General features: G+C 60.0%; 16 protein-coding genes and 2 pseudogenes. 11 read left to right on the top strand and 7 right to left on the bottom strand.

All coding sequences use genetic code 11. The features are described from left to right. Positions 1-23 precede the first annotated feature (23 nt). From F3J36_RS14195 to eat, 3 genes and pseudogenes are all read right to left on the bottom strand, one after another. Positions 24-956 carry a LysR family transcriptional regulator gene (locus tag F3J36_RS14195; RefSeq protein WP_166719905.1) on the bottom strand — a complete coding sequence of 311 codons (933 nt, stop codon included), beginning with the start codon at positions 954-956 and terminating at the stop codon, positions 24-26. Between the two features lie 126 nt (positions 957-1,082). Further along, a pseudogene (locus tag F3J36_RS14200) lies at positions 1,083-2,080 on the bottom strand (aldo/keto reductase). A gap of 209 nt (positions 2,081-2,289) precedes the next feature. Continuing rightward, positions 2,290-3,654 (bottom strand): ethanolamine permease, encoded by a 1,365-nt coding sequence (gene eat, locus F3J36_RS14205; RefSeq protein WP_058758051.1) that lies wholly within the window; start codon positions 3,652-3,654, stop codon positions 2,290-2,292. A 267-nt stretch (positions 3,655-3,921) separates the two neighbouring features. Between eat and F3J36_RS14210 the strand changes: the two genes are divergently transcribed. Next, positions 3,922-4,926, top strand: coding sequence for a phosphotransferase enzyme family protein (locus F3J36_RS14210; protein WP_125309098.1), 1,005 nt, complete (start codon positions 3,922-3,924; stop codon positions 4,924-4,926). 229 nt (positions 4,927-5,155) lie between these two features. After that, a complete protein-coding gene (locus F3J36_RS14215; protein WP_021507136.1) occupies positions 5,156-6,295 on the top strand; it encodes an AraC family transcriptional regulator in 1,140 nt (379 codons plus the stop codon). Here F3J36_RS14215 and F3J36_RS14220 read toward each other — a convergent pair. Further along, positions 6,177-6,557, bottom strand: coding sequence for a cell envelope integrity TolA C-terminal domain-containing protein (locus tag F3J36_RS14220; protein WP_247653185.1), 381 nt, complete (start codon positions 6,555-6,557; stop codon positions 6,177-6,179). The two genes, F3J36_RS14215 and F3J36_RS14220, sit on opposite strands and share 119 nt — an antisense overlap. Positions 6,558-6,757: 200 nt before the next feature. Between F3J36_RS14220 and F3J36_RS14225 the strand changes: the two genes are divergently transcribed. The 3 genes from F3J36_RS14225 to F3J36_RS14235 are packed head-to-tail and all read left to right on the top strand — an operon-like array spanning position 6,758 to position 8,456. Further along, the gene (locus F3J36_RS14225; RefSeq protein ID WP_021507138.1) at positions 6,758-7,435 is read left to right on the top strand and encodes a CsgG/HfaB family protein; all 678 of its coding nucleotides are present in this window, start codon (positions 6,758-6,760) and stop codon (positions 7,433-7,435) included. Positions 7,436-7,446: 11 nt separating this feature from the next. After that, the gene (locus F3J36_RS14230) at positions 7,447-7,803 is read left to right on the top strand and encodes a DUF4810 domain-containing protein (protein WP_021507139.1); all 357 of its coding nucleotides are present in this window, start codon (positions 7,447-7,449) and stop codon (positions 7,801-7,803) included. After that, positions 7,800-8,456, top strand: coding sequence for a DUF799 domain-containing protein (locus F3J36_RS14235; RefSeq protein WP_104189124.1), 657 nt, complete (start codon positions 7,800-7,802; stop codon positions 8,454-8,456). The genes F3J36_RS14230 and F3J36_RS14235 overlap by 4 nt, the downstream gene beginning before the upstream one ends. A 45-nt stretch (positions 8,457-8,501) precedes the next feature. Here F3J36_RS14235 and F3J36_RS14240 read toward each other — a convergent pair whose 3' ends face one another. Both F3J36_RS14240 and sbcD read right to left on the bottom strand, forming a co-directional pair. Next, positions 8,502-12,179 (bottom strand): AAA family ATPase, encoded by a 3,678-nt coding sequence (locus F3J36_RS14240; protein WP_166719906.1) that lies wholly within the window; start codon positions 12,177-12,179, stop codon positions 8,502-8,504. Continuing rightward, a complete protein-coding gene (gene sbcD / locus F3J36_RS14245) occupies positions 12,176-13,393 on the bottom strand; it encodes an exonuclease subunit SbcD (RefSeq protein WP_166719907.1) in 1,218 nt (405 codons plus the stop codon). The genes F3J36_RS14240 and sbcD overlap by 4 nt, the downstream gene beginning before the upstream one ends. Before the next feature lie 197 nt (positions 13,394-13,590). On the opposite strand from sbcD, the gene phoB reads away from it, so the two are divergent. The 6 genes and pseudogenes from phoB (at position 13,591) to proY (ending at position 20,973) form a co-directional block, all read left to right on the top strand. Continuing rightward, on the top strand, positions 13,591-14,280 hold the full coding sequence (phoB, locus tag F3J36_RS14250) for a phosphate response regulator transcription factor PhoB (RefSeq protein ID WP_021507143.1): 690 nt from the start codon (positions 13,591-13,593) through the stop codon (positions 14,278-14,280). Between the two features lie 15 nt (positions 14,281-14,295). Continuing rightward, on the top strand, positions 14,296-15,609 hold the full coding sequence (gene phoR, locus F3J36_RS14255) for a phosphate regulon sensor histidine kinase PhoR (protein WP_021507144.1): 1,314 nt from the start codon (positions 14,296-14,298) through the stop codon (positions 15,607-15,609). Between the two features lie 18 nt (positions 15,610-15,627). Further along, positions 15,628-16,554, top strand: a complete 927-nt coding sequence (locus tag F3J36_RS14260; protein WP_058781206.1) for a PstS family phosphate ABC transporter substrate-binding protein — start codon at positions 15,628-15,630, stop codon at positions 16,552-16,554. 165 nt (positions 16,555-16,719) lie between these two features. Further along, positions 16,720-17,826, top strand: a pseudogene (locus F3J36_RS14265) (cobalamin-independent methionine synthase II family protein). Between the two features lie 402 nt (positions 17,827-18,228). Continuing rightward, positions 18,229-19,548, top strand: a complete 1,320-nt coding sequence (brnQ, locus tag F3J36_RS14270; RefSeq protein ID WP_088516226.1) for a branched-chain amino acid transport system II carrier protein — start codon at positions 18,229-18,231, stop codon at positions 19,546-19,548. Between the two features lie 69 nt (positions 19,549-19,617). Then, positions 19,618-20,973 carry a proline-specific permease ProY gene (proY, locus tag F3J36_RS14275; protein WP_166719908.1) on the top strand — a complete coding sequence of 452 codons (1,356 nt, stop codon included), beginning with the start codon at positions 19,618-19,620 and terminating at the stop codon, positions 20,971-20,973. A 42-nt stretch (positions 20,974-21,015) separates the two neighbouring features. Here the strand turns inward: proY and F3J36_RS14280 are convergent, their stop codons facing one another. Then, entirely contained in the window at positions 21,016-22,968 is a 1,953-nt protein-coding gene (locus tag F3J36_RS14280) for an acyltransferase family protein (RefSeq protein ID WP_166719909.1), read from the bottom strand. Between the last annotated feature and the right edge of the window lie 126 nt (positions 22,969-23,094).

A 23,094-nucleotide genomic window follows, 5' to 3' on the forward strand; every position in this document is an offset into this window, starting at 1 on the left:
GCGGAAGAGGGGGCCGAAGCGGGTCAGTGTTGGCTTAACTGACCGGCGTGACACACGATATCGTGCGCATGCAGCACGGCTGGCCGGTTTTCATTCAGTCGGATGGCGGCATAAATATCGATATGCAGATTTTGCGCTTCATCGTCAGTCAGTGCGCGATAACACAACCCTTCCTGATGAAAGGTACATTTCGACTGTGGCATCAGGGCAAAGCCTTTTCCTCTGGCAATGTGTGTCAGCATAACCAGTGAATCATCGGGCTCTTTAACTCTTTTAAGCGGGGTGTGGAGCTGTGAAAACAAGCGTTCACATTTATCGTAGAACGACGGATTGGCGCTTCTGGCAAACCAGAACAGCGGTAAATCACCGATCGCTTCCAGCGAGACTTTTTCTTTCAGGCTGGCCGGATGTCTGGCCGGCATTGCTACCAGCAACGGCTCACGACCGATCCATTGGTACTGAACGGTATCTTCGTGGCCGGTTGCCCTTTCGCCCGTCAGTACCAGGTCCAGGCGGTTTTTTGCCAGACACTGCAGCAACTGCGCAGACGTCAGATCGGGCGTTTCCACATCGTCGGCGGCGTCCAGTTTCAGCAGTTGCTGGTGAATGGGCGCAATCAGTGCAAAATTCAGCGTGCGGGTGAGGCCGATACGCAGGCGCTTTTCTGAAGAAAGCGAGCCTGGCTTGAGTTCATTCAGCGCCTGAAGGATCTTCTCCGCTTTGATTACCAGCGCCCGGCCAGCGTCCGTCAGACTAACGTCATGGGTGCTGCGGCTAAACAACGGCTGCTCCAGCACGGCTTCAAGGCGCTTAATCTGTCGGGTTAGCGGAGGCTGAGTCATTCTGAGCCGTTCGGCGGCCCGGCGAAAGTTCAGCTCGTGCGCAACCGCAAGAAAGCATTGAAGCTGTTTCACGCTGGGGAGATGGTTGCTGATAAGGTGCTCTGCCGTCGCCATAGAGTCCATCCGGGTAATCAAAGACGTTATTCTACCCCGCGAAAGATCAGCAGGATATGGGGTTAATCGGTCTGGCCGCGCGGCGCGACGTCAGAAAAAATAACCGGGCGTTACCCGGTTATGGCTTCAGGCATTAATGCTTTTCATCCCTTCCTGAGAATAGCGCTCGCCCCTGATCTCAATATGCTGGTGGATAGCGTTCAGTAAGGCGATATCTGCCTGCTCCAGCACGATATCGGCGGCCTGCGCATTTTCCGCCAGATAGCGGGTCTGTTTCGTTCCCGGAATGGGGATCAGCTTGTCGTACTGCGCCAGTAGCCAGGCCAGCGCAATCTGCCCCGGCGTGCAGCTGTACTTTTCAGCAAGCGGGTGCACCGCGTCAAGAAGCTGGGCGTTATGGTCGAGGCTGGATTGACTAAAGCGCGCATTATTTTTGCGGAAATCACCCTCAGCGAAGTCGCTGTTATGACGATACTTTCCGGTCAGAAACCCTCTGCCCAGCGGAGAGTAGGGAACTAAACCTATACCCAGCTCTTTCACCACCGGCAGAATCTCAGCTTCGATATCGCGCGTCCACAGTGAATATTCGGTTTGCAGGGCAGTGAGCGGGTGAATGGCATGGGCCCGGCGCAGGGTTGAAGCAGAAACCTCACACAATCCAATGTGGTTGATCTTACCCGCTTTAACGAGGCGGCTCAGGCATTCCATGCTCTCTTCAATCGGCGTGCCTGGCTCACGCGGTGAAGATAGAACAGATCGATGCGCTCAACGCCAAGCCTTTTAAGCGATTCATTACAGCAGCGGGTGATGTAGTCAGGTTGGTTGTTAATCGTCCGGGCATAAGCCTGGTCCGCAGGGCGATCGATTCCGCACTTGGTGGCAATGTTAAACTGCTCACGCGTGGTGTTATCCAGACCGGCAAGAAAGTGGCCAATCAGCCGCTCATTATGGCCCCGCCCGTACATATCCGCGGTGTCGATAAACGTGATATTCAGGTCGATAAGCGTGTGTAACAGCTGCAGTGAAGCGTGGTCGTCTGTCTGGCCATAAAATTCGCTCAGTCCCATGGCACCATAGCCGATCGAACTGACAGTCAGGGTTTGCGATAAATGTCGGGTGTGCATAGTGGCTCCTTTTGTGGTTTTTTTGATTGTTGCACCCCGATTACGCGTAATGAATTGTCATTTTCGTCATGCAAAAAAGGTATCACAGCAGCATGACCGGAGCGGTGCTGTGGTGGGATGGATTTATCGCGTGGGGCAGAAAGAGGCGGGTACACAAAGAGCTCTGTGTACCCGCCTCCGTTGCCTGAAGGGCAGGGGCAATGCGTTGCTTACTCGCCGACCAGCATGGAATCCTGCGGTGCGCGCTCGCGCTGGGCTTTGGTGGCGAGGAAGTAAAGGTAGCCGAGCACCATAATCGCCACAAACAATCCGCCAATCACCGGGTTGAACCACAGCATCGCCACCAGACACACCAGCGACAGCACCAGTGCGATGCCCGGTACCAGCGGATAGCCCGGCGCACGGAAGCTGCGCTCCAGATCCGGTGCGCTGCGGCGCAGCTTAAACAGGCTCAGCATACTCATCAGGTACATCACGATCGCGCCGAACACTGCCATGGTGATCATCGCCGCCGTCAGCGTCATGCCCTGCAAATTGATCAGTCCGTCGCTGTAAATGGCGGCGATACCGATGACACCGCCGGCGATGATGGCACGGTGCGGCGTCTGGAAGCGCGACAGCTTCGCCAGGCTGGGCGGCAGATAGCCCGCGCGCGCCAGGGCAAAGAACTGACGCGAGTAGCCAAGGATGATGCCGTGGAAGCTGGCGACCAGGCCAAACAGGCCGATCCACACCAGCATATGCATCCAGTTAGAGTGCTCCCCGACGATCATCTTCATCGCCTGCGGCAGCGGATCGTTGATGTCCGACAGCTTGCGCCAGTCGCCCGCGCCGCCGGCCAGCAGCATCACGCCAATCGCCAGCACCACCAGGGTAAGAATGCCGCTGATGTAGGCTTTCGGGATGGTGCGCTTCGGATCTTTGGCTTCTTCGGCCGCCATGGCCGCGCCTTCAATGGCGAGGAAAAACCAGATAGCGAACGGAATGGCGGCAAAGATGCCGGACAGCGCTGGCATGCCAAAATGATCGCTGCCAGCCCAGCCGTTGGCGGCGAAGTTAGCGACGCTGAAACCCGGCGATACCACGCCCATGAACACCAGCAGCTCCAGCACTGCCAGCACCGTCACCACCAGTTCGAACATCGCGGCCAGCTTCACGCCGAGAATATTCAGTGCCATAAACAACAGATAAGCCCCGACCGCCGCCGTTTTGGGGTTGAGATCGGGATACTGCACGTTGAGGTAGGCGCCAATCGCCATGGCGATGGCCGGCGGGGCGAACACAAACTCAATCAGCGTCGCCAGACCGGCAATCAGACCACCGGTTTCGCCAAATGCCCGACGGCTGTAAGCGAACGGCCCGCCAGCGTGCGGAATCGCCGTGGTCAGTTCGGTAAAGCTAAAAATAAAACAGGTATAAAGCGTGGCGATCAGCGCGGTGGTGATCAGGAATCCCAGCGTCCCGGCCACGCCCCAGCCATAGCTCCAGCCGAAATACTCACCGGAAATCACCAGTCCAACCGCAATACCCCATAAATGCAGGGTGCCCAGCGTGGGTTTTAGTTTGCCTGTCATCTTCATCTCCCCGTCATGCTTGTTGTGCGGCGTTGGCACCGCGCTATTGTGGGTTTGCGCTACAGTGAAGGGATAATGCCGCTGCCCGGGACGGGAAAACTTGACGCCGGCGCAGTGAGTTTTGTCCTCTGCGGTCAACTCGCTGCCAGAAAAAGCGCGGGCTGTACGCTGCGGTCAACTTTTGCTGTTCTGCGGTCAGGCAGTCAGGACGACCTCATCCCATGCTGATAACACTGGTTTAAAGAGACTGATGCTGGAGAGTGATGAATGAGCGCCAAACAAGCCGAATCCCTGACCGATGCCGAGATCACCCTGCTGGCGCAACGTGCGCTGGCCTGCTATCCCGCCGCGCTGCACGGTGAGCTGCAATTGCTGTGCCGTTCGGAGAACGCCACCTTTTTGCTGCGTGCCGGCGGCAAACGCTACGCGCTGCGCCTGCACCGGCCGGATTACCATAGCAAAGCGGATATTCTCAGTGAACTGATGTGGCTCGATGCGCTGCGCGAGACCGGCATCATGGTGCCGCAGGCCATCCCGGCGCGCGACGGTGAAAGCGTGCTGACGCTGACGCTGGCGGACGGCAGCACGCGTCATGCGGTGCTGTTCCACTGGATTGACGGCGAGATGCCGACCACCGACGTCGATCCCAAAGCCTTTCAGCAGCTCGGTACCATCACCGCGCGCCTGCATCAGCACAGCCGCAGCTGGCAGAAACCCGAAGGTTTTCAGCGCATTATCTGGGATCATCACACCATGGTCAGCGAGCACAGCCACTGGGGGCGCTGGCAGGATGCGCCGCATCTCGATCCGGCCGATCACGGCATTATCGCAGCGGCGGTGGATCGCGCCGGGCAGGCGCTGGCGGAATTTGGTAAAGAGCGCGATCGCTACGGCCTGATCCACGCCGATCTGCGTCTGACCAATCTGCTGCTGCACAAAGGCGAGACCCGGGTGATCGACTTCGACGACTGCGGCATGGGCTGGTATCTGCACGATCTGGCGGCCGCGATCAGCTTCGTCGAGCACCATCCGCGTGCGGCGGAGTGGGTGGATAACTGGATCCTCGGCTATGAACGCGTGGCGCACATCAGCGATGCTGAGATGGCGCTGGTGCCGACGCTGCTGATTCAGCGTCGTATTCAGATGACGGCGTGGATGGGCACGCACGCCGATACCGAGATGGCGCTCAGCCTCGGGCCGCACTGGGCCAGCCATTCGGTGCGGCTGTGCCGTCGCTATCTTGAGAGCAGCGAACTGCCGGTAGGCGCGTGACCTGCACCAGCAGAGGGCAGCGGCGCGCGCTGATGGCGTAATCTGGTGCCTGCGCATCAAGCGCGCCGGCCGTCACAGGCGCGCTGACAGGCACGCAGATCTTCGCCGGGAGCGCGCCAGCGGCGGCCAGGCGGTGCATTGCCTTGCACCGCGCGCCGCCGGGTGACGCTGGTATGAAAATTGCTGGATCCCTTCATTCTGTTATCCGCGCGATCCCTGAGAGGTTCCCATGCAATCACTCATCTCTGCTGCAGATGCCTTCAGCGCGTTTGCCACACCCGCCAGCAACCGTGGCGTTCTGGCGGCGGCGGCGACCGGTCTGAGCGCCTTCATTACGGATAAAGGTGGCGATGTCGATCGCATCTTTGGCATCAGCGGTATCGATTCCGAACTGCTGGCCAGCCCGACACTGAGCCTCGGGCTGGTGAACTATTGCCGCGTGATGGAAGAAGCGGCGCGCCACTCCGGCTTTGATAACTTCGGTTTGCATTACGGCAGGCAGTTCAAACCGCAGTCATTAGGGTTAATTGGCTACATCGGACTGTGCTCGCCGACGCTGGAGCAGGCGCTGCACAATGTGGTGAACGCGTTTCCCTGGCACCAGCACGATACGCTGACGCGGCTGGTGGACAAGGGCGACTGCTGGCGGCTCGATTATCAGGTGCGCCACGGGGCGATCCTGGCACGCCGTCAGGATGCGGAGCTGACGCTCGGCATGTTCCTCAACCTGATTCGCCACGTGGCGGGCAAAAACTGGGCGCCGCGCGAGGTGCACTTTGAACATCCGCGTCCGGAGCAGTGGCACGAGCACTGCAAAGTGTTTGATGCGCCGGTCTGGTTCGATCAGCCGTTTAACTCACTGCTGATCGCGAAACGCGACCTGCAGCGCGCCATGCCGGAGCAGGATGCGATGCTGCTGATGGTGATGCAGGATGCCATTCGCCGCCTCAACAGCAGCGCCAGCGTGCAGAGCGTGGTCGAACAGGCGCGTTCGCAGGTCAGCCTGACGCTCATTCAGGGCGAACCGGTACTGGAGGAGATCGCCGGCAAAATGGGGTTGTCGAGCTGGTCGCTGCAGCGACGCCTGCGCGAAGAGGGCATTAGCTTTAGCGCGCTGGTGGATAAGGTGCGCTGCGAAATGGCCACGCACTACCTGCAGCAAAGACAGCTGCCCATCTCGGAGATGGCGCTGCTGCTCGGCTATTCCGAGGTCAGCGCGTTTTCCCGCGCCTTCCGCCGCTGGTTCGGCATCAGCCCGCGCCAGTGGCGCCAGGATGGGCTGGTAAGTCAGGCCGGTGTGGCGCAAAGCCAAACCACGCTGGCTGGTCGCGCTGCGGCGGAGGCGGTAAGCCGCGCGACTGACCAATAAGTTGCCACGCACGCAAACACAGCGCTTCGTCGCCCTGGGTTTGCGTCACCGCGTAGCGCCCACTGTTCTGCCACTCCAGGCGCACCCAGCACTGCTGTCCGGCATAGCGCGCCGCATCGTGAAACTGTTTATTGAGCTGCTGCTGCAGTGCTTCACTCCAGTGGCAGGCGGCGCTGTCAGCATTGTCCTGCGGCTGGCACTGATTGGCCAGGCTGGGGGCTGGCGCGGCCACCTGCTGGCAGGCGCTGAGCCCCACCATCATTACTAACCCACCTGATAGTCTCGCTAATCGATTAATTAAATTCATTAATAAGCCTGCATTTTCGCTAAAGATTCCTGGCGCTGCTGCCGACAGTCTACAGACCGCAGCAGGGAATGCTATGGCATTACTCTGACTGTCGGCATAACCAGAATTTGCCGCCTGGTGGCGGTGTTATCCCTTCCTTTATTCATGGACCAGAAATGCAGAAGAAATATGCCTTTGCGGCACTCTCCTTGTTAAGCGCCGCGCTGCTCAGTGGCTGTGCCACCGAGTCGTCGCGCGCTATCGATGCGCCTCAGGTTCGCGCCGCAAGCCAGCCGGCTTATCAGGGCGTGCGCAGCCCAATCGCGGTGGGACAGTTTGATAACCGTTCGTCATACATGAATGGGATTTTCTCCGACGGCGTTGATCGTCTGGGCAACCAATCCAAAACCATTCTGATTACGCATCTGCAGCAGACCAATCGCTTCAACGTGCTGGATCGCAGCAACCTGAAAGAGCTGCAGCAGGAAGCCGACTTCAAACACAGCCAGCAGAACATCAAGGGCGCTAACTACATCATCACCGGTGACATCACCGAGTTCGGGCGCAAAGAAGTGGGCGACCAGCAGCTGTGGGGCATCCTCGGGCGCGGTAAAAGCCAGATCGCTTACGCCAAAGTGAACCTGAATGTGGTGGATGTGACCACTTCAGAAGTGGTGTACAGCGTGCAGGGCGCGGGTGAATACCAGCTGTCAGCGCGTGAGGTGATCGGCTTTGGCGGCACCGCCAGCTATGACTCTACCCTGAACGGCAAAGTGATGGATCTGGCGATCCGTGAAGCGGTCGACCACCTGGTGGATGGCATCAATAACGGCGCATGGCGCCCGGTGAAATAAGGATATTGACGATGAAATTACTGCAACTGAGCGCCGCGCTGATCGCGGCAGGCGTGCTGGCCGGCTGTGCGCCAAAAGGACCGGAGCCGATCTACTACTGGGGTGATTACCAGCAGCAGGTCTACAGCTATTACCAGAAAGACAGCGATCCGCAGAAGCAGATTGATGCGCTGAATCTGGATATCGAAAAGGCCAAAGCGGTGAACAAGCCGGTAGCACCGGGTCTGCACGCCCAGCTGGGCCTGCTGTACGCCAAAAACGGCAATACGGATAAAGCTTTCAGCCAGTTCGCCCTTGAGAAGCAGCTGTTTCCGGAATCGGCGCCGTACATGGACTTTCTGATGAAGAAAAAAGGAGTGAACCAATGAAAAAACTGATTGCCGTGTGCAGCGTATTCGCGGCGCTGCTGCTGACCGGCTGTGCCCAGAATAAGAAACCCTATGACTACAGCGCCTTCCGTGCCAGTAAGCCGGCGTCAATTCTGGTGCTGCCTGCCGATAACCGTGCGCCGGATATCAACGCGTCGCACAGCTTCACCTCGCTGGTGACCCAGCCGCTGGCGGAAGCGGGTTACTACGTGTTCCCGGTGGCGGTGGTGGAAGAGACCTTCCAGCAAAACGGCCTGAGCAACGGGCATGAAATTCAGGCGGTGAGCACGAAGCGCTTGCATGACATCTTCAACGCAGACAGCGCACTGTACATTTCGATTACCGATTATGGCAGCAGCTATCTGGTGGTTGATTCGGTGACCACGGTCTCGGCCACTGCCCGTCTGGTTGATCTGCGCAGCGGTAAAGAGCTGTGGCAGGGCATGGCCACCGCCAATGATTCTGAGAACAGCAACAACAGCAACGGCGGCATCATTGGCATGCTGGTGTCGGCGGCGATCAAACAGATCGCCAGCAACGCGGGTGACAAAGCGCACACCATTGCGGGTGTCACCAGCGCACGTCTGTTAGCGCAGAACGAGCAGGGTGGTCTGCTGGCCGGTCCGCGCTACAAAGCGCCGGTTACGCGTTAATCTACCTGGCGCGGCGATCGGCTGATCGCCGCGCCACTTCACGCATCACTCGCCCGGCAGCTCCAGTTTACTGTAGCCGAGCCCGTTCATTTTACGCACCCGGATTTGCACCGGGATGCGCTCTTTCATCGCTTCCACATGACTGATCACGCCGATGGTTTTCCCGCTGGCGTTGAGGGCATCGAGCGCATCCAGCGCGGTGTCCAGCGTTTCGGCATCCAGCGTGCCGAAGCCTTCGTCGAGAAACAGCGATTCAATGCGCGTTTTATGGCTGACCAAATCGGACAGCGCCAGCGCCAGCGCGAGGCTGACGAGGAAGCTCTCGCCGCCGGACAGCGTACGCGTGTCGCGCGTGGCATCGGCCTGCCAGGTATCGACCACTTCCAGCTCCAGCTCATCGCTGACGCGGCGCTGCAATAAATAGCGGCCGTGCAGGCGATCGAGCTGGCGGTTTGCCAGCCACACCAGATGATCGAGGGTTAAGCCCTGAGCAAAGCGGCGGAACTTGTCGCCTTTGGCCGACCCGATCAGATCGTTGAGGCGGCTCAGCTGTGCCAGTTCCGCTTCGTCAGCGGCGATCTGCGCCAGCAGCGTTTGCTGCTGCTGACGCTGTTGGGTATCGCTGTGCAGCTGCTGCTGCGCTTCGCCCTGCTGGCGTGCGTTGTCACGCAGCGCCACGCGCAGCTGCTCCAGCCGGATGGCGATGGAGCCAGCATCGGCATCGCTGAGCGCGGCCGGGCGCTGCTGCTGGTGATCGCTCAGCCGCTGCGCCAGTCTGGCATGCAGCGCGGTGTGCTGCTGATGCTGCTGCTCCAGCGTTTGCAGCCGCTGGCGCAGCGTCTGCACCTCATCTTCCGCCAGCAGCGCGGCGCGCAGGGCGCTTTCGTCAGCGAAATCACTGAGCAGCAATGCCTGCCGGAAGGCGCTTTCGGCGTCCGCTGCGCGCTGCGCCAGCGTCTGCTGCTGGCTGACAATCTGTTCATACTGACCTTTCAGGCCGTGCAGCTCGCTTTGCGCCTGCTGCCAGCGCTGCAGCTGTTGCGCCAGCGCCTGGTCATGCTGTTGCAGCGTGACGTGCTGCTGCTGACGCGCGTCCGCCACGCACCGCTCGCCAAACAGCTGCTGGCGCTGCTGCTGCTGGGCCTGCTGCTGCTGTTGCAGGTGGTTAAGGGCTTGCTGCAGCCTGGCAACCTGCTGCTGTTCACGCGCCAGAGCGTGCTGCAGGCTGCTGCCTTCCGTTTCGCTTTTCGCCAGCTGCGGCTGTAGCTCAGCAAGTAACCGCTCACTTTCCTGCCACTGCTGCCAGCGCTGCTGCAGCGTTTGCAGCCAGCCGGCGCGCTCGGGCGCTGCCGGCAGGCTAAGCTGATGGGCAGCCAGCTGCTGTTCCAGCTGCTGTAATTGCTGCTGCCATGCCTGACGTTCACCGCTGACGCGCTGATCGAGCTCATCCCGCTGCTGCCGGGCGCTGGCAAGCTGCTGCTGTGCCAGCTGTTGCTGCTGCTGGTGTTGCTGCCAGCGCTGCTGCTGTTGCAGATGCGCGTCTTTGGCCTGCTGCAACGTGACGGCCGCCTGTTCACGCGCCTGCAACTGCTGCTGCTGGCGGGCTTCGAGCGCGTCCTGCTGCTGCAGCCAGGCGCTGAATTCTGCGTGCTGTTCAGCGCTGAAGGTAAGCGCCAGCTCACCGCACAGCGCCTGCCAGCGCTCGCGGGTGGCGGCGATCTGCTGGTCGAGATCGGCGATTTCCTGTTGCAGCGCCTGCTGTTGCTGCTGCGACAGTTTGAGCTGCTCGCCCCGCGCAGTGCCGGCTTCCCTGAGCTGCATCACGCGGCTCTCCAGCGCGGCCAGGCGCTGCTGATTTTCGTCCGGCTGCAACTGCTGGTAGCGGTCGATGGCCGGATGCTGGCAGGAGCCGCACAGCGGGCAGGGCTGTTCCGGCTGCAGCTTCGCCCGCTCGTCGGCCAGCTGAATAATCGTGCGCTCCAGTTCACACAGGCGACGCACATCCAGTAGCGTCTGATGCTCGCGCTTGTACTCCTCGCGCAGCTGCTGCAACGCCAGCGCTTCCTGCTCAGCATGCTGCTGTAACTGCTGCAGCTTAAACTGGCGCTGCTGGCGCTGCGGCTGGAGCGTTTGCCACTGTGCCGCCAGCAGGCTGAGCTGCTGACGTACGCCGCGCTGCTGCTGATGCTGCGCCAGCGCCGTCCGCAGCGCCGGGCTGGCGATCTCCGCTTCCAGCGAAGTAAGCACCTGCTCCGCCTGCTGGCGCGGCTGCTGTGCCGCGGCTTCTGCCTGTTGCAGCGGCTGTGCCGCCTGTTCGCGCGCCTGCAGCGCCTGCTGCTGCTGTTCCAGCTGGCTTTGCAGTTGTTGCTGCTGCGCGCTGAGCTGCGTCAGCGTTTGCTCACGCTCTTCAAGCCGGGCGAGTTCGGCCTGCCAGCGCGCCAGTTCGCCGCCCCAGCGGGCGACAGCGGCTTCACTCAGGCGAAACGCCTGCTGCTGCGCCAGCTGCTGTTGTAAGCGTTCACTTGCCTGCTGATGCTGATCCAGCGCCTGCTGGCTGAGTAACAGGGTTTTTTGCTGTTCACTCAGCAGCGCCTGCTGCTGCTCAAGCTGCTGTGCACGGCTGGCGATCTGCTGATCGAGCGGGATCACCTGTTCGCTCAGCAGCGTCTCCAGCTGTTGCTGTTCGGCCAGCGCGCGTTCACGTGCCTGCTGTGCGGCCTGATAGTGGCTTTCACCCTGCTGCAGCGCCGCTTGCGCCTGTTGCTGTTGCTGCTGTAATTGCTGCGCCTGCTGGTTCAGTGTCTGCTGGTCGCGCTGCAGCTGTTCGCGCTGCTGCAGTTTGTCGCGCAGCTTCTCCGCCGGTTCAGCACGCGCCAGCCGCTGGCGATCGCCTTCCGCCTGCTGCCAGGCCGTGGCGGCAGCCTGCAACGCCTGCTGCGCCTGCTGTTGCTCCGCGTTGAGCTGCTGCTGCTGCGTCAGCCACTGCTGCTGCTGCTGGGCCTGCGCCAGCTGCTCGCTCAGATCCTGTTCGGTGCGGGTGAGCTGCTCCAGCTGCTGCGCCAGTTCGGCGCGGCGGGCGTCGTCGAGCAACTGCACCGCACCGGCGCGGGCGCGCAGCGTGTCGAGTGCCGCGCGCGCCGTGCGCCAGCGCTCGTAGATCTGCATCGAGATGTGACCGTAGATTTCGGTGCCGGTCAGCTCCTCCAGCAGCTCGGCGCGCTCGCCGGGTTTGGCATTGAGGAAGGCGGCAAACTGCCCCTGCGACAGCATCATCGAACGGGTGAAGCGGGCAAAATCGAGACCGGACAAGGTTTCGATGGCTTTGAGCTTGTCACCGACTTTATCGGCGACGATCTGGTTGTCCGCCACGCGCGCCAGTTCGACGCGCGGCGCCTGCAGTTTACCTTCCGCCAGGCCGCGCGCGCGGTTCTGGCTCCAGAAGGCGCGCCAGGCTTCACCTTTGATCTCAAACTCCACTTCGGCGAGGCATTCAGCGGTGTCACGCGTCATCAGCTGATTTTCGCTCTGCGACAGGCCACCAAGGCGCGGCGTCTGGTGATAGAGCGCCAGACAGATGGCATCCAGCAGCGTGGTTTTACCCGCGCCGGTGGCGCCGGTGATGGCGAACAGCCCGTTGCTGGCAAACGGCTCGCGGCGGAAATCGATAAACCACTCACCGCGCAGCGCGTTGAGGTTTTTAAAACGCAGCGTCAGAATTTTCATGCGCCCGGATCCTCCAGCGTCGCCAGCGTGCTGCGAAACAGCTGCGTTAACTGCGCGCGCTGTTCATCCTCCAGCTGCTCCTCCAGCGCCAGCCGGCGGGCAAATACCTCTTCAACTTTCAGTTCGCTCAGGGTTTCGTTCTCCAGCCGCGCCAGGCTGCGCTGACGCTGATCGCGACTGCGGCGCACCAGCAGCACCTCAACCGGCAGCGCGTCGGTAAGCTGTTCGATGCGGCGCTGCAGGTCGCTCAGGTATTCCTGAGTAGTGATTTCGATATCCAGCCACACCGGCAGATCGCCTTCATGGGTGTGAAACGCGGTCAGCTGCTGTTCAATCTCTGCCATCGCGCCTTTTAACATCTGCATCGGCTGGAATGACGGAATAACCAGCGGTGTGACGGACTCCAGCCGGGTGCTAAATTCCAGCAGGAATACGCTTTTCTCGCGGCCCAGCTCATCAAAACTGAGCGCAATCGGCGAACCGCTGTAGCGGATGTGATCGCTGTCGGCGATGCGATGCGCACGATGGATGTGGCCCAGCGCAATGTAGTCGGCTGGCGGGAAGGCCTGCGCCGGAAAGGCGTCCAGCGTGCCGATGTAGATATCACGCACCGAATCGCTCTTGCTGACGCCCACGGTGGTGAGATGCCCGGTAGCGATGATCGGCAGCGTACTGCCCATGGCTTCGCGCTGCGCCACGGCGGCGGCATAACAGTGCTGATAGTGCTGCTCAATCGCCTGCAGCAGCGACAGCTGCTTATCGCGTCCGGACTGACCCGCCTGGCTGCGCAGAATATCGCGCGGACGCAGATAGGGAATGGCGCACAGCAGCGCCCCCGGCGTGCCGTCGCGCTGTTGCAGCGTCAGCACCTGCTGCTCGCCGCCGGGCGTGGCGCTGGTAATGACGCGGGTATTGAGGCAGGCCAGCAGCTCGCGCGATTCATTCAGCGTGGCGACCGAATCATGGTTGCCGGCCAGCACAATCAGCTGGCAGCCGCTGGGCTGCAGCGCCACCACGAAACGGTTAAACAGTTCGCGCGCGTAGCTGGGCGGCGAACCGGTATCAAACAGGTCGCCAGCGACGATCAGCGCATCCACCTGATGCTGCACAATCGCGGCCAGCAGCCAGTCGAGGAATTGCTGGTGCTCGGCGGCGCGGCTTTTGCTGTAAAAGAACTGACCGAGATGCCAGTCAGCGGTGTGAATAATGCGCATGAATGCTCCGTGCCTGCTATCGCAAAACGGCAGTATAACCGCTTAACAACGCAATGAAAAAAAAGCGAAACCGGTTGTCACAATTGCGCTTTTTATCTGATTATCATGAGGTGGGTTTTTCATAAAAGTGTCACAAAACTGACGCATAATGGCGCCGCAAACCCCCGTGACATGCCGTCACAATCGCAGGAGTAATAATGGCTAAGCGCATTTTGGTTGTGGAAGACGAAGCTCCCATCCGTGAAATGTTATGTTTCGTGCTGGAACAAAACGATTACCAGCCGATTGAGGCTGAGGACTATGACAGCGCGATTGGCAAGCTGATCGAACCCTGGCCCGATCTGATTCTGCTGGACTGGATGTTACCCGGCGGCAGCGGCATTCAGTTCATCAAACATTTAAAGCGTGAAGCCATGACGCGTGATATTCCGGTGATGATGCTGACGGCGCGCGGTGAAGAGGAAGATCGCGTGCGCGGGCTGGAAGTGGGCGCCGATGATTACATCACCAAGCCGTTCTCGCCCAAAGAGCTGATGGCGCGCATTAAAGCCGTGATGCGCCGCATCTCACCGATGGCGGTGGAAGAGGTGATTGAGATGCAGGGGCTGAGCCTCGATCCCTCCTCGCATCGCGTGATGTCCGAAACCACGCCGCTGGAAATGGGGCCGACCGAATACAAACTGCTGCACTTCTTTATGACGCATCCGGAGCGCGTATACAGCCGCGAACAGCTGCTGAATCACGTGTGGGGCACTAACGTGTATGTGGAAGACCGCACCGTGGATGTGCATATCCGTCGTTTACGTAAAGCACTGGAAGTTTCCGGCCACGATCGCATGGTACAAACCGTTCGCGGAACAGGGTATCGTTTCTCTGCCCGCTACTAAACGGAGTCTTTTACCGTGCTGGAACGACTCTCCTGGAAGAGATTACTGACCGAGCTGGCGCTGGTGTGTCTGCCTGCGCTGGTGCTGGGGCTGCTGGTTGGCTATCTGCCGTGGTGGCTGTTACTGGCCGTATGCGGCGTGCTGTTCTGGCACTTCAAAAATCTGATGCGGCTGTCGCACTGGCTGTGGATTGATCGTTCAATGACGCCGCCCACCGGGCGCGGCAGCTGGGAACCGCTGTTTTACGGCCTGTATCAAATGCAGTTGCGCAATCGCCGCCGCCGGCGCGAGCTGGGCAATCTGATCAAACGCTTTCGCAGCGGGGCCGAGTCGCTGCCGGACGCGGTGGTGCTCACCACCGAAGAGGGCACCATTTTCTGGTGTAACGGTCTGGCTCAGCAGCATCTCGGGCTGCGCTGGCCGGAAGATAATGGCCAGAATATCCTCAACCTGCTGCGCTACCCTGAATTCTCCCGCTATATCCGCCAGCGCGACTTCAACAAGCCGCTGACGCTGGTGCTGAATAATCAGCATCACATGGAGTTCCGCGTCATGCCTTACAGCGAAGGGCAGTGGCTGATGGTGGCGCGTGACGTCACCCAGATGCACCAGCTGGAAGGGGCGCGGCGTAACTTCTTCGCCAACGTCAGCCATGAACTGCGTACCCCGCTGACGGTGCTGCAGGGCTATCTGGAGATGATGGACGATGCCGGGATGAACGAGCGCACCCGCAGCAAGGCGCTCAGTACCATGCAGGAGCAGACGCGACGCATGGACAGCCTGGTGAAGCAGTTGCTGACGCTGTCACGCATCGAAGCGGCCCCCGCCATTGATCTGAAAGAGACGGTGGATGTGCCGACCATGCTGCTGCTGTTACAGCGCGAGGCGGAAACCCTCAGCCAGGGCCGTCACAGCATCCATTTCCATACCGATCCACACCTGAAGGTGTTCGGCAATGATGAACAGCTGCGCAGCGCGATTTCCAATCTGGTGTATAACGCGGTGAACCACACGCCGGATGGCACGCGCATCGACATCAGCTGGCTGCGCACCAAACAGGGCGCCGAATTTAAAGTGTGCGACAACGGGCCCGGCATCAGCGAGGAGCATCTGCCGCGCCTGACCGAACGCTTCTACCGCGTGGATAAAGCGCGCTCGCGCGCCACCGGCGGCAGCGGGCTGGGGCTGGCCATTGTTAAGCACGCGCTCGGCCACCACACCACGCGGCTGGAGATCAGCAGCGTGCCGCATCAGGAAACCTGCTTCCGCTTCGTGCTGCCACCGCGCTTGATTGTGGCGAACGGAATCCGCGAGAATGTGGCGCAGTAAACGCCACCGGACTCTGTGATGAAATCACTGCTGCTCTCTCTTTTATTACTGTGCCCGCTGCTGGCGACGGCTCAGCAAAGCATGCTGACCGGCAACCTGAGCAGCGTGGGCTCGGACACGCTGGGCTATCTGATGACGCTATGGGGCGAAGATTTCAGCCGTCAGTCGCCGGGCGTTAATGTGCAGGTGCAGGCGGCGGGATCGTCGACGGCGCCGACCGCGCTGGCCGCCGGGGCCGCTCAGCTTGGCGCCATGAGCCGGCCGATGCAGGTGGATGAGCGTCAGCTGTTTATCGCGCGCTATGGCTATGCACCGCTGGCGGTGCCGGTGGCGATGGATGCGCTGGTGGTGGTGGTTAATCAGGACAATCCGCTGCCGTCCATCAGTCAGCCGCAGCTGGATGCGCTGTTCTCCGTGACGCGGCTATGCGGCGCACAGCAGGTGCCACAGCGCTGGGGCGATGTTGGTCTGCATACGGCGAACTGGGCAACGCGCAGTATTCAGCGCTTTGGCCGTAACTCCGCTTCCGGCACCTGGGGCTTTTTCAAGCAGCAGGCGCTGTGTCGCGGCGATTTCCGCGCTGACGTCGCGGAGTTTCCCGGCTCGGCAGCGGTGGTGCAGGCGGTCGCCAGCACGCCCAACAGCATCGGCTACGCCAGCTTTGGCTTTCACCTGAGCGGCGTGAAAACCCTGCCGATCGTCACCGCCAGCGGCGACAGCGTTATGCCAGATGCCGAATCGATCCGCAGCGGCCGCTATCCGTGGTCGCGCCCGCTGTATATCTACGTTAACAAGGCGCCCGGCAAACCGCTGCCGCCGCTGGTCGCCGCCTTTCTGCAGCAGGTGCTCTCTGCGCAGGGCCAGCGCCGCGTAACAGAGGCCGGCTACCTGCCGCTGTCCGACAGCCAGATCGCGCAGGCGCGCGCGGCGATTGCGCAAAACTAATTCACGCTGACCGATCATGAATTTTTTTCACGTCCCCTGAATTTTCTTCTATTGCCGCCGGCAGGGCGGCATGTCACTCTTATGGACATATAGCCATCCAGATGGCCAAAAATAACCATGCGCAATTATACCCTGATGCAATTATGCGCCAGTGCAGGAGTGAATATGCAACGCAACACCGCCCCGTTCCGCGCCGATACCGTCGGCAGTTTTCTGCGTCCCACTGCCATTAAGCAGGCACGCGAGCAGTTCGCCAGTGGCACCCTCAGCGCCGACCAGCTGCGTTAGGTAGAAGACGATGCAATTCGCCAGGTGGTGGAGCAGCAGCGCGCCAGCGGTCTGCAGGTGGTGACCGACGGTGAATTCCGCCGCGCCTGGTGGCACTTTGATTTCTTTGGCCATCTGCACGGCGTCGAGCTGTTCGAGGCCGATCAGGGCATTCAGTTCAACGGCGTGCAGACCAAAGCGCACGGCGTGAAGGTCACCGGCAAAGTCGCTTTTAACCCGCAGCATCCGATGCTGGACCATTTCCGCTTCCTGCAAAGCGTGGCTGGCGATGCGGTGGCGAAAATGACCATTCCCAGCCCGAGCGTGCTGCACTTCCGCGGCGGCCGTAAAGTGATTGATGCCACGGTGTATCCGGATCTGGAGCAGTACTTCGCCGATCTGGCACAGACTTACAAAGAGGCGATTAAGGCGTTTTACGACGCTGGCTGCCGCTATCTGCAGCTGGATGACACCGTGTGGGCGTACCTGTGTTCAGGCGATCAGCAGCAGCAAATTCGCGAGCGCGGTGAAGATCCGCAACAGCTGGCGCACATTTATGCGCAGGTGCTGAATCGCGCGCTGGAAGATAAACCGGCGGATCTCACCGTCGGCCTGCACGTGTGTCGCGGTAACTTCCGCTCGACCTGGATCTCGGAAGGCGGCTACGAGCCGGTGGCGGAAATTCTGTTTGGCAGCGTGAATATCGACGCGTTTTTCCTCGAGTACGACAACGCGCGCTCCGGTGGCTTTGAGCCGCTGCGTTTCATCAAACCGGGTCATCAGCAAGTGGTATTAGGGCTGATTACCACCAAAACCGGCGAGCTGGAAGACGCTGCACAGGTGAAGGCGCGCCTGCAGGAAGCGGCGCAGTTTGTCAGCCTCGACCAGATTTGCCTCAGCCCGCAGTGCGGCTTTGCGTCAACGGAAGAGGGCAACAGCCTGACCGAAGCGCAGCAGTGGCAGAAGATTCGTCTGGTTGTCGACATCGCACAACAGGTGTGGTGATGCTGTAAAGTTGTGCAAACAGGCGCGTAAAGCGCGCCTTTTGTGCATCCCTGCGGCGGTTTCTGCAAGGAGATCGCCCGCTTTGCAGAAACTTTAAGCAAATCATCTCAGGTGTTTTCCGACTATTTCCTGCTTATCCACTGCGTTCTGACGCTTTCCTGTTATATCCTTCTGGTTTTCCGATCCCGTATTGCCTTTCTTCGCTATAAACGTTTTAATTTGCGCCGTTGTCGATTCATCCCTCTGTGAACAGAAGAAAAGCAGTTTAAATCACCTGCGCTGTACCGATTCGGCCCGCATAACGCACTGGCCAAGCCAGTTAAGCCATTGTTTTCGCGCATTCAGGGGACAACACAAACCCAACTTCCACCGCAACATCAGCTACAGGCAGTACAGAAGTTTATGACACATCGTTTAACCTCCAGGGATATCCTGGCGCTGGGCTTCATGACCTTTGCCCTGTTCGTTGGCGCAGGAAACATCATTTTCCCGCCTATGGTCGGTATTCAGTCTGGTGAACATGTCTGGATTGCCGCCTTCGGCTTCCTGATCACCGCGGTTGGTTTGCCGGTGATGACCGTGATCGCGCTGGCGCGCGTTGGCGGCGGTATTGATGCGCTCAGCTCACCGATTGGTAAAGCGGCCGGTCTGCTGCTCGCCACCGTGTGCTATCTCGCCGTCGGCCCGCTGTTTGCCACGCCGCGCACCGCGACCGTTTCATTTGAAGTCGGGATTGCGCCGCTGACCGGCGACGGCCCGCTGCCGCTGTTTATCTATAGCCTGGTGTACTTCGCACTGGTGATTGGCATTTCGCTCTATCCGGGCAAGCTGCTGGACACCGTCGGCCACTTCCTCGCGCCGCTGAAAATTGTCGCGCTGACCATTCTGGGCGTCGCGGCGCTGCTGTGGCCGGCTGGCGGCATTTCGCCGGCTACCGCCGACTACCAGCGTGCGGCCTTTTCCAGCGGTTTCGTGAACGGCTATCTGACCATGGATACGCTCGGCGCGCTGGTGTTCGGTATCGTCATCGTTAATGCGGCGCGTTCACGTGGCGTGGAAGACAGCAAACTGCTGACCCGCTATACCATGCTGGCCGGCGTGATCGCCGGTGTTGGCCTGACGCTGGTGTACCTCAGCCTGTTCAAGCTGGGCTCCGGCAGCGGCGCGATTGTCGATCAGAACGCCAACGGCGCCTCGATTCTGCATGCTTACGTGCAGCAGACCTTCGGCGGCATGGGCAGTGTCTTCCTCGCCGCGCTGATTTTCGTCGCCTGTATGGTTACGGCGGTGGGCCTGACCTGCGCCTGCGCAGAATTCTTTGCGCAATACCTGCCGCTGTCGTATAAAGCGCTGGTGTTTATTCTCGGCCTGTTCGCCATGCTGGTGTCGAACCTCGGTCTCAGCCACCTGATTCAGATTTCGATTCCGGTGCTGACGGCTATCTATCCGCCGTGCATCGTACTGGTGGTACTGAGCTTTACCCTGAGCTGGTGGAATCGCAGCACGCGCATCATTGCGCCAACCATGCTGATCAGCCTGCTGTTTGGTATCGTCGATGCCATCAAAACCACCAGCTTTAAAGATGCGCTGCCGCTGTTTAGCCAGCATCTGCCGCTGGCCGATCAGGGTCTCTCCTGGCTGCCGCCGTCGCTGGCAATGCTGGTGATTGCTGCGGTGGTTGACCGGGTGAAAGGGCGTGAGCAGGTTGCCGTTCACCAGTAAGCGACATCGCTGTTAATTCCGACCACGGGCTTGCCCGTGGTTTTTTCATTTCCACAGGTACTGTTTGTTATGCAAGAAACCAATAAGCTCAAACGCGGACTGAGCACGCGCCACATCCGTTTTATGGCGCTGGGATCGGCGATCGGCACCGGGCTGTTTTACGGCTCGGCAGATGCCATCAAAATGGCAGGCCCCAGCGTACTGCTGGCCTACATCATCGGCGGCGCCGTGGCGTATATCATCATGCGCGCGCTGGGCGAGATGTCGGTTAACAATCCGCAGGCCAGCTCGTTTTCACGCTACGCGCAGGATTATCTCGGACCGCTGGCGGGCTATATCACCGGCTGGACGTACTGCTTTGAAATCCTGATTGTGGCGATCGCCGACGTCACGGCTTTTGGTATCTACATGGGCGTGTGGTTCCCGGAGGTGCCGCACTGGATTTGGGTGCTGTCGGTAGTGCTGATCATTGGTGCCATCAACCTGATGAGCGTGAAGGTGTTTGGCGAAGTGGAGTTCTGGTTCTCCTTCTTCAAAGTTGCCACCATCATCATCATGATCGTGGCCGGTTTCGGCATGATTTTCTGGGGCATCGGCAACGGCGGTCAGCCGACCGGCATCCATAACCTGTGGACCAACGGCGGCTTCTTTGCTCACGGTATCGTCGGCATGCTGCTGTCGCTGCAGATGGTGATGTTCGCCTACGGCGGCATTGAGATCATTGGTATCACCGCCGGCGAAGCTAAAGATCCGGCGAAATCGATCCCGCGTGCCATCAACTCCGTACCGCTGCGCATTCTGGTGTTCTATGTCGGCACGCTGTTTGTGATCATGTCGATCTATCCCTGGAACCAGGTCGGTACCGCAGGCAGCCCGTTCGTGCTGACTTTCCAGCACCTTGGCATCGCCGCCGCCGCCTCCATTCTGAACTTTGTGGTGCTGACTGCCTCGCTGTCGGCGATTAACAGCGATGTGTTTGGCGTCGGCCGCATGCTGCACGGTATGGCGCAGCAGGGTCATGCGCCGAAGATGTTTATGAAGGTGTCGAATCGCGGCATTCCGTGGGTCACGGTGCTGGTGATGATGCTTGCCATGCTGGTGGCGGTGTACCTCAACTATCTGATGCCGGAAAAAGTGTTCCTGGTGATTGCCTCGCTGGCGACGTTTGCCACCGTGTGGGTGTGGATTATGATTCTGCTGTCGCAGATCTCGTTCCGCCACAAAATCGGCAAAGAGCAGGCCGGTAAGCTGCAGTTTGCTCTGCCGGGCGGCAGCGCTACGGCGTGGGTGGGGGTGCTGTTCCTTGCCTTTATCATCGCGCTGATTGGCTACTTCCCGGATACGCGTATCTCGCTGTACGTCGGGTTTGCGTGGATTGTTCTGCTGCTGCTGGCGTGGCCGCTGGCGAAGAAACGTAAAGCGTAAGAAGCTTTACCACGGGCGAAGCGAGACTTCGCCCGTGGTGCATTACCAGTTTTTCCCCAGCGCCATCTCTCCGCCGTACGGATTCAGGTGATTGTTGTCGTACCAGAGCGGCATGCCCTGATGAGTGACCAGACACCCCTGCGCATTACATAACGTCTCCTGCAGTGACAACACGCGTACGCCATACTGCTGATAGTCCTTTAACAGCTCTGCCACCGATGCGTTTGGCATCTGCAACTGCTGCGTGCGTTCCGCCGCCAGCGCCGCGCCATCCTGCGCGCTGAGCCAGCTATTCAGGCTGCGGCGCAGCGGCATATTGCGGTTATGGCTGTAGCGCAGCGGATCGAGCGTGATGGTCGGCACATCGTCAATCAGGGTGATCTTTTTCCCCGCCGCCAGCAGCTGCGCCACCACGGTATCCAGCCCGCTTTTCAGCGCCTGCAGATTGTCCTGCGCCGGATCGCGGAGACTGCGGAATCCGCTGCCCGGCTGATCACTGAGGCCCGCCGCCCAGAACGCGCTGATCACCACTTCGTCTATTTTATCGCTCAGGATGATCGGCAAAACCCGCTGATTAAAATCGAGGCACTGCTGTGCATGCTGCGGTTTTTGCGGCATCGCGCGCGTGGCGTCAAGCAGGAAAGGGCAGGAGGCTTTGGTCAGCTGAAACAGCGGTTTCTGCTGCCGCCGGGCGTAATCGGCGACGTTGGCCGCCAGTGCGGCGGCATGGCTGTCGCCGATCAGCGCTATCGCCGGTGTGTCACTCTGCGGCTGGCACTGCGCATCACGGGCGGGCCGCGTGGCGCCGTAATCCAGCAGGCAGGGATCGCGCTGGGCGGCGACTTTCCATTCGTCGCCGAGCTTCACCGCTTCACTGACGCGCGATTTCAGGCCACCGCTCTGCCACAGCAGCACCATGGCACCGGCTGCCAGCAGCGACGAGGCGCAGTAGCCGGGGATCAGCCAGCGCGTACCGCTGCGCGCCCGACGGAATGGCTGTTCGATGAAGCGCCAGGAGAGCCAGGCGATGACCAGCGCCACGGCACAGATGCTCAGCGCCTGCCAGATGCTGAGCGGCCGATCGCTGCAGATGCGCGCCAGACTGAGCAGCGGCCAGTGCCACAGATACCACGAGTAAGAAACTTTGCCGATGAAGCGCATCGGCGCATTCTCCAGCAACCGCTGATTGAGCGGGCTGCGTGCACCGATCATCAGACAGGCCGCCAGCACCGGCAGCAGCGCCAGCCAGCCGGGGAAGCGATCGCTATGGCTGAGTAACAGCGTGGCACCGATGATCAGCAGCCAGCCAGCAAGATGACAGAGGCTGGCCAGCCGGCCGGTGACGGGGCGGGGTTGCCACAGCGCCAGCAGCACGCCGGCACCCAGTTCCCAGGCGCGGGTTGGCAGCAGATAAAACGCCTGAGTGCTGGAGAGGGGCGTTAACCACAGGCAGCCGGCCAGCGACAGCAGGCTGAGCAGTAGCACCATGCCGGTCATTGTGCGCCGCAGCCGCACGGCCAGCAGCAGAACAAACGGCAGCACGATATAGAACTGCTCCTCAATGCCCAGCGACCAGGTCATCAGCAGCGGATTGAGATCGGCATCCGCACTGAAATAGTCGCCGCTCTTCAGTAACAGCATATTGGGCACCGAGAGAAATACCGCCATGCTGTATTTTGCCAGCTGGCTTAATTCCAGCGGTGATAACAGCAGATAACCGAGCAGCAGCAATACCATCAGCATAAAAAACAGGGCGGGCGCAATACGCCGGATGCGGCGTAAATAAAACTGATAAAACGAGAAGGTGCCGGCGGTAATTTCTTTACTGATAATACCGCCAATTAAAAAGCCGGAAATAACAAAAAATATATCGACGCCAATAAAGCCGCCCGGCACGGCGCTGACGCCGCAGTGAAACAGCACAACCAATATAATGGCGACAGCGCGCAGACCATCGATGTCCGGACGATAGCGCAGCGAGACAGGTACAGACATAACAGGATCCCAGTTATTCAATGTTAATTTGCGATTTTATTACTGCGGGTAAAAATAGCTCGGCGCATCCTGTCGCCGAAAAATGTAAAAAGAGAAAGGTATTACTAAGGGATGATTGACCCGTGC

The sequence above is a fragment of the Pantoea sp. Cy-640 genome (assembly GCF_011752635.1).
In the GTDB taxonomy this organism is placed as follows: domain Bacteria; phylum Pseudomonadota; class Gammaproteobacteria; order Enterobacterales; family Enterobacteriaceae; genus Pantoea; species Pantoea dispersa.

Excerpts from the sequence above, each read along its gene's own strand:
- brnQ (WP_088516226.1), top strand. The coding sequence starts at position 18,229 with ATGACACATCGTTTAACCTCCAGGGATATCCTGGCGCTGGGCTTCATG.
- sbcD (WP_166719907.1), bottom strand. The coding sequence starts at position 13,393 with ATGCGCATTATTCACACCGCTGACTGGCATCTCGGTCAGTTCTTTTAC.
- F3J36_RS14230 (WP_021507139.1), top strand. The coding sequence starts at position 7,447 with ATGAAATTACTGCAACTGAGCGCCGCGCTGATCGCGGCAGGCGTGCTG.
- proY (WP_166719908.1), top strand. The coding sequence starts at position 19,618 with ATGCAAGAAACCAATAAGCTCAAACGCGGACTGAGCACGCGCCACATC.
- F3J36_RS14235 (WP_104189124.1), top strand. The coding sequence starts at position 7,800 with ATGAAAAAACTGATTGCCGTGTGCAGCGTATTCGCGGCGCTGCTGCTG.
- F3J36_RS14215 (WP_021507136.1), top strand. The coding sequence starts at position 5,156 with ATGCAATCACTCATCTCTGCTGCAGATGCCTTCAGCGCGTTTGCCACA.
- eat (WP_058758051.1), bottom strand. The coding sequence starts at position 3,654 with ATGACAGGCAAACTAAAACCCACGCTGGGCACCCTGCATTTATGGGGT.
- F3J36_RS14195 (WP_166719905.1), bottom strand. The coding sequence starts at position 956 with ATGGCGACGGCAGAGCACCTTATCAGCAACCATCTCCCCAGCGTGAAA.
- F3J36_RS14240 (WP_166719906.1), bottom strand. The coding sequence starts at position 12,179 with ATGAAAATTCTGACGCTGCGTTTTAAAAACCTCAACGCGCTGCGCGGT.
- phoB (WP_021507143.1), top strand. The coding sequence starts at position 13,591 with ATGGCTAAGCGCATTTTGGTTGTGGAAGACGAAGCTCCCATCCGTGAA.
- F3J36_RS14220 (WP_247653185.1), bottom strand. The coding sequence starts at position 6,557 with ATGATGGTGGGGCTCAGCGCCTGCCAGCAGGTGGCCGCGCCAGCCCCC.
- F3J36_RS14260 (WP_058781206.1), top strand. The coding sequence starts at position 15,628 with ATGAAATCACTGCTGCTCTCTCTTTTATTACTGTGCCCGCTGCTGGCG.
- F3J36_RS14210 (WP_125309098.1), top strand. The coding sequence starts at position 3,922 with ATGAGCGCCAAACAAGCCGAATCCCTGACCGATGCCGAGATCACCCTG.
- F3J36_RS14225 (WP_021507138.1), top strand. The coding sequence starts at position 6,758 with ATGCAGAAGAAATATGCCTTTGCGGCACTCTCCTTGTTAAGCGCCGCG.
- F3J36_RS14280 (WP_166719909.1), bottom strand. The coding sequence starts at position 22,968 with ATGTCTGTACCTGTCTCGCTGCGCTATCGTCCGGACATCGATGGTCTG.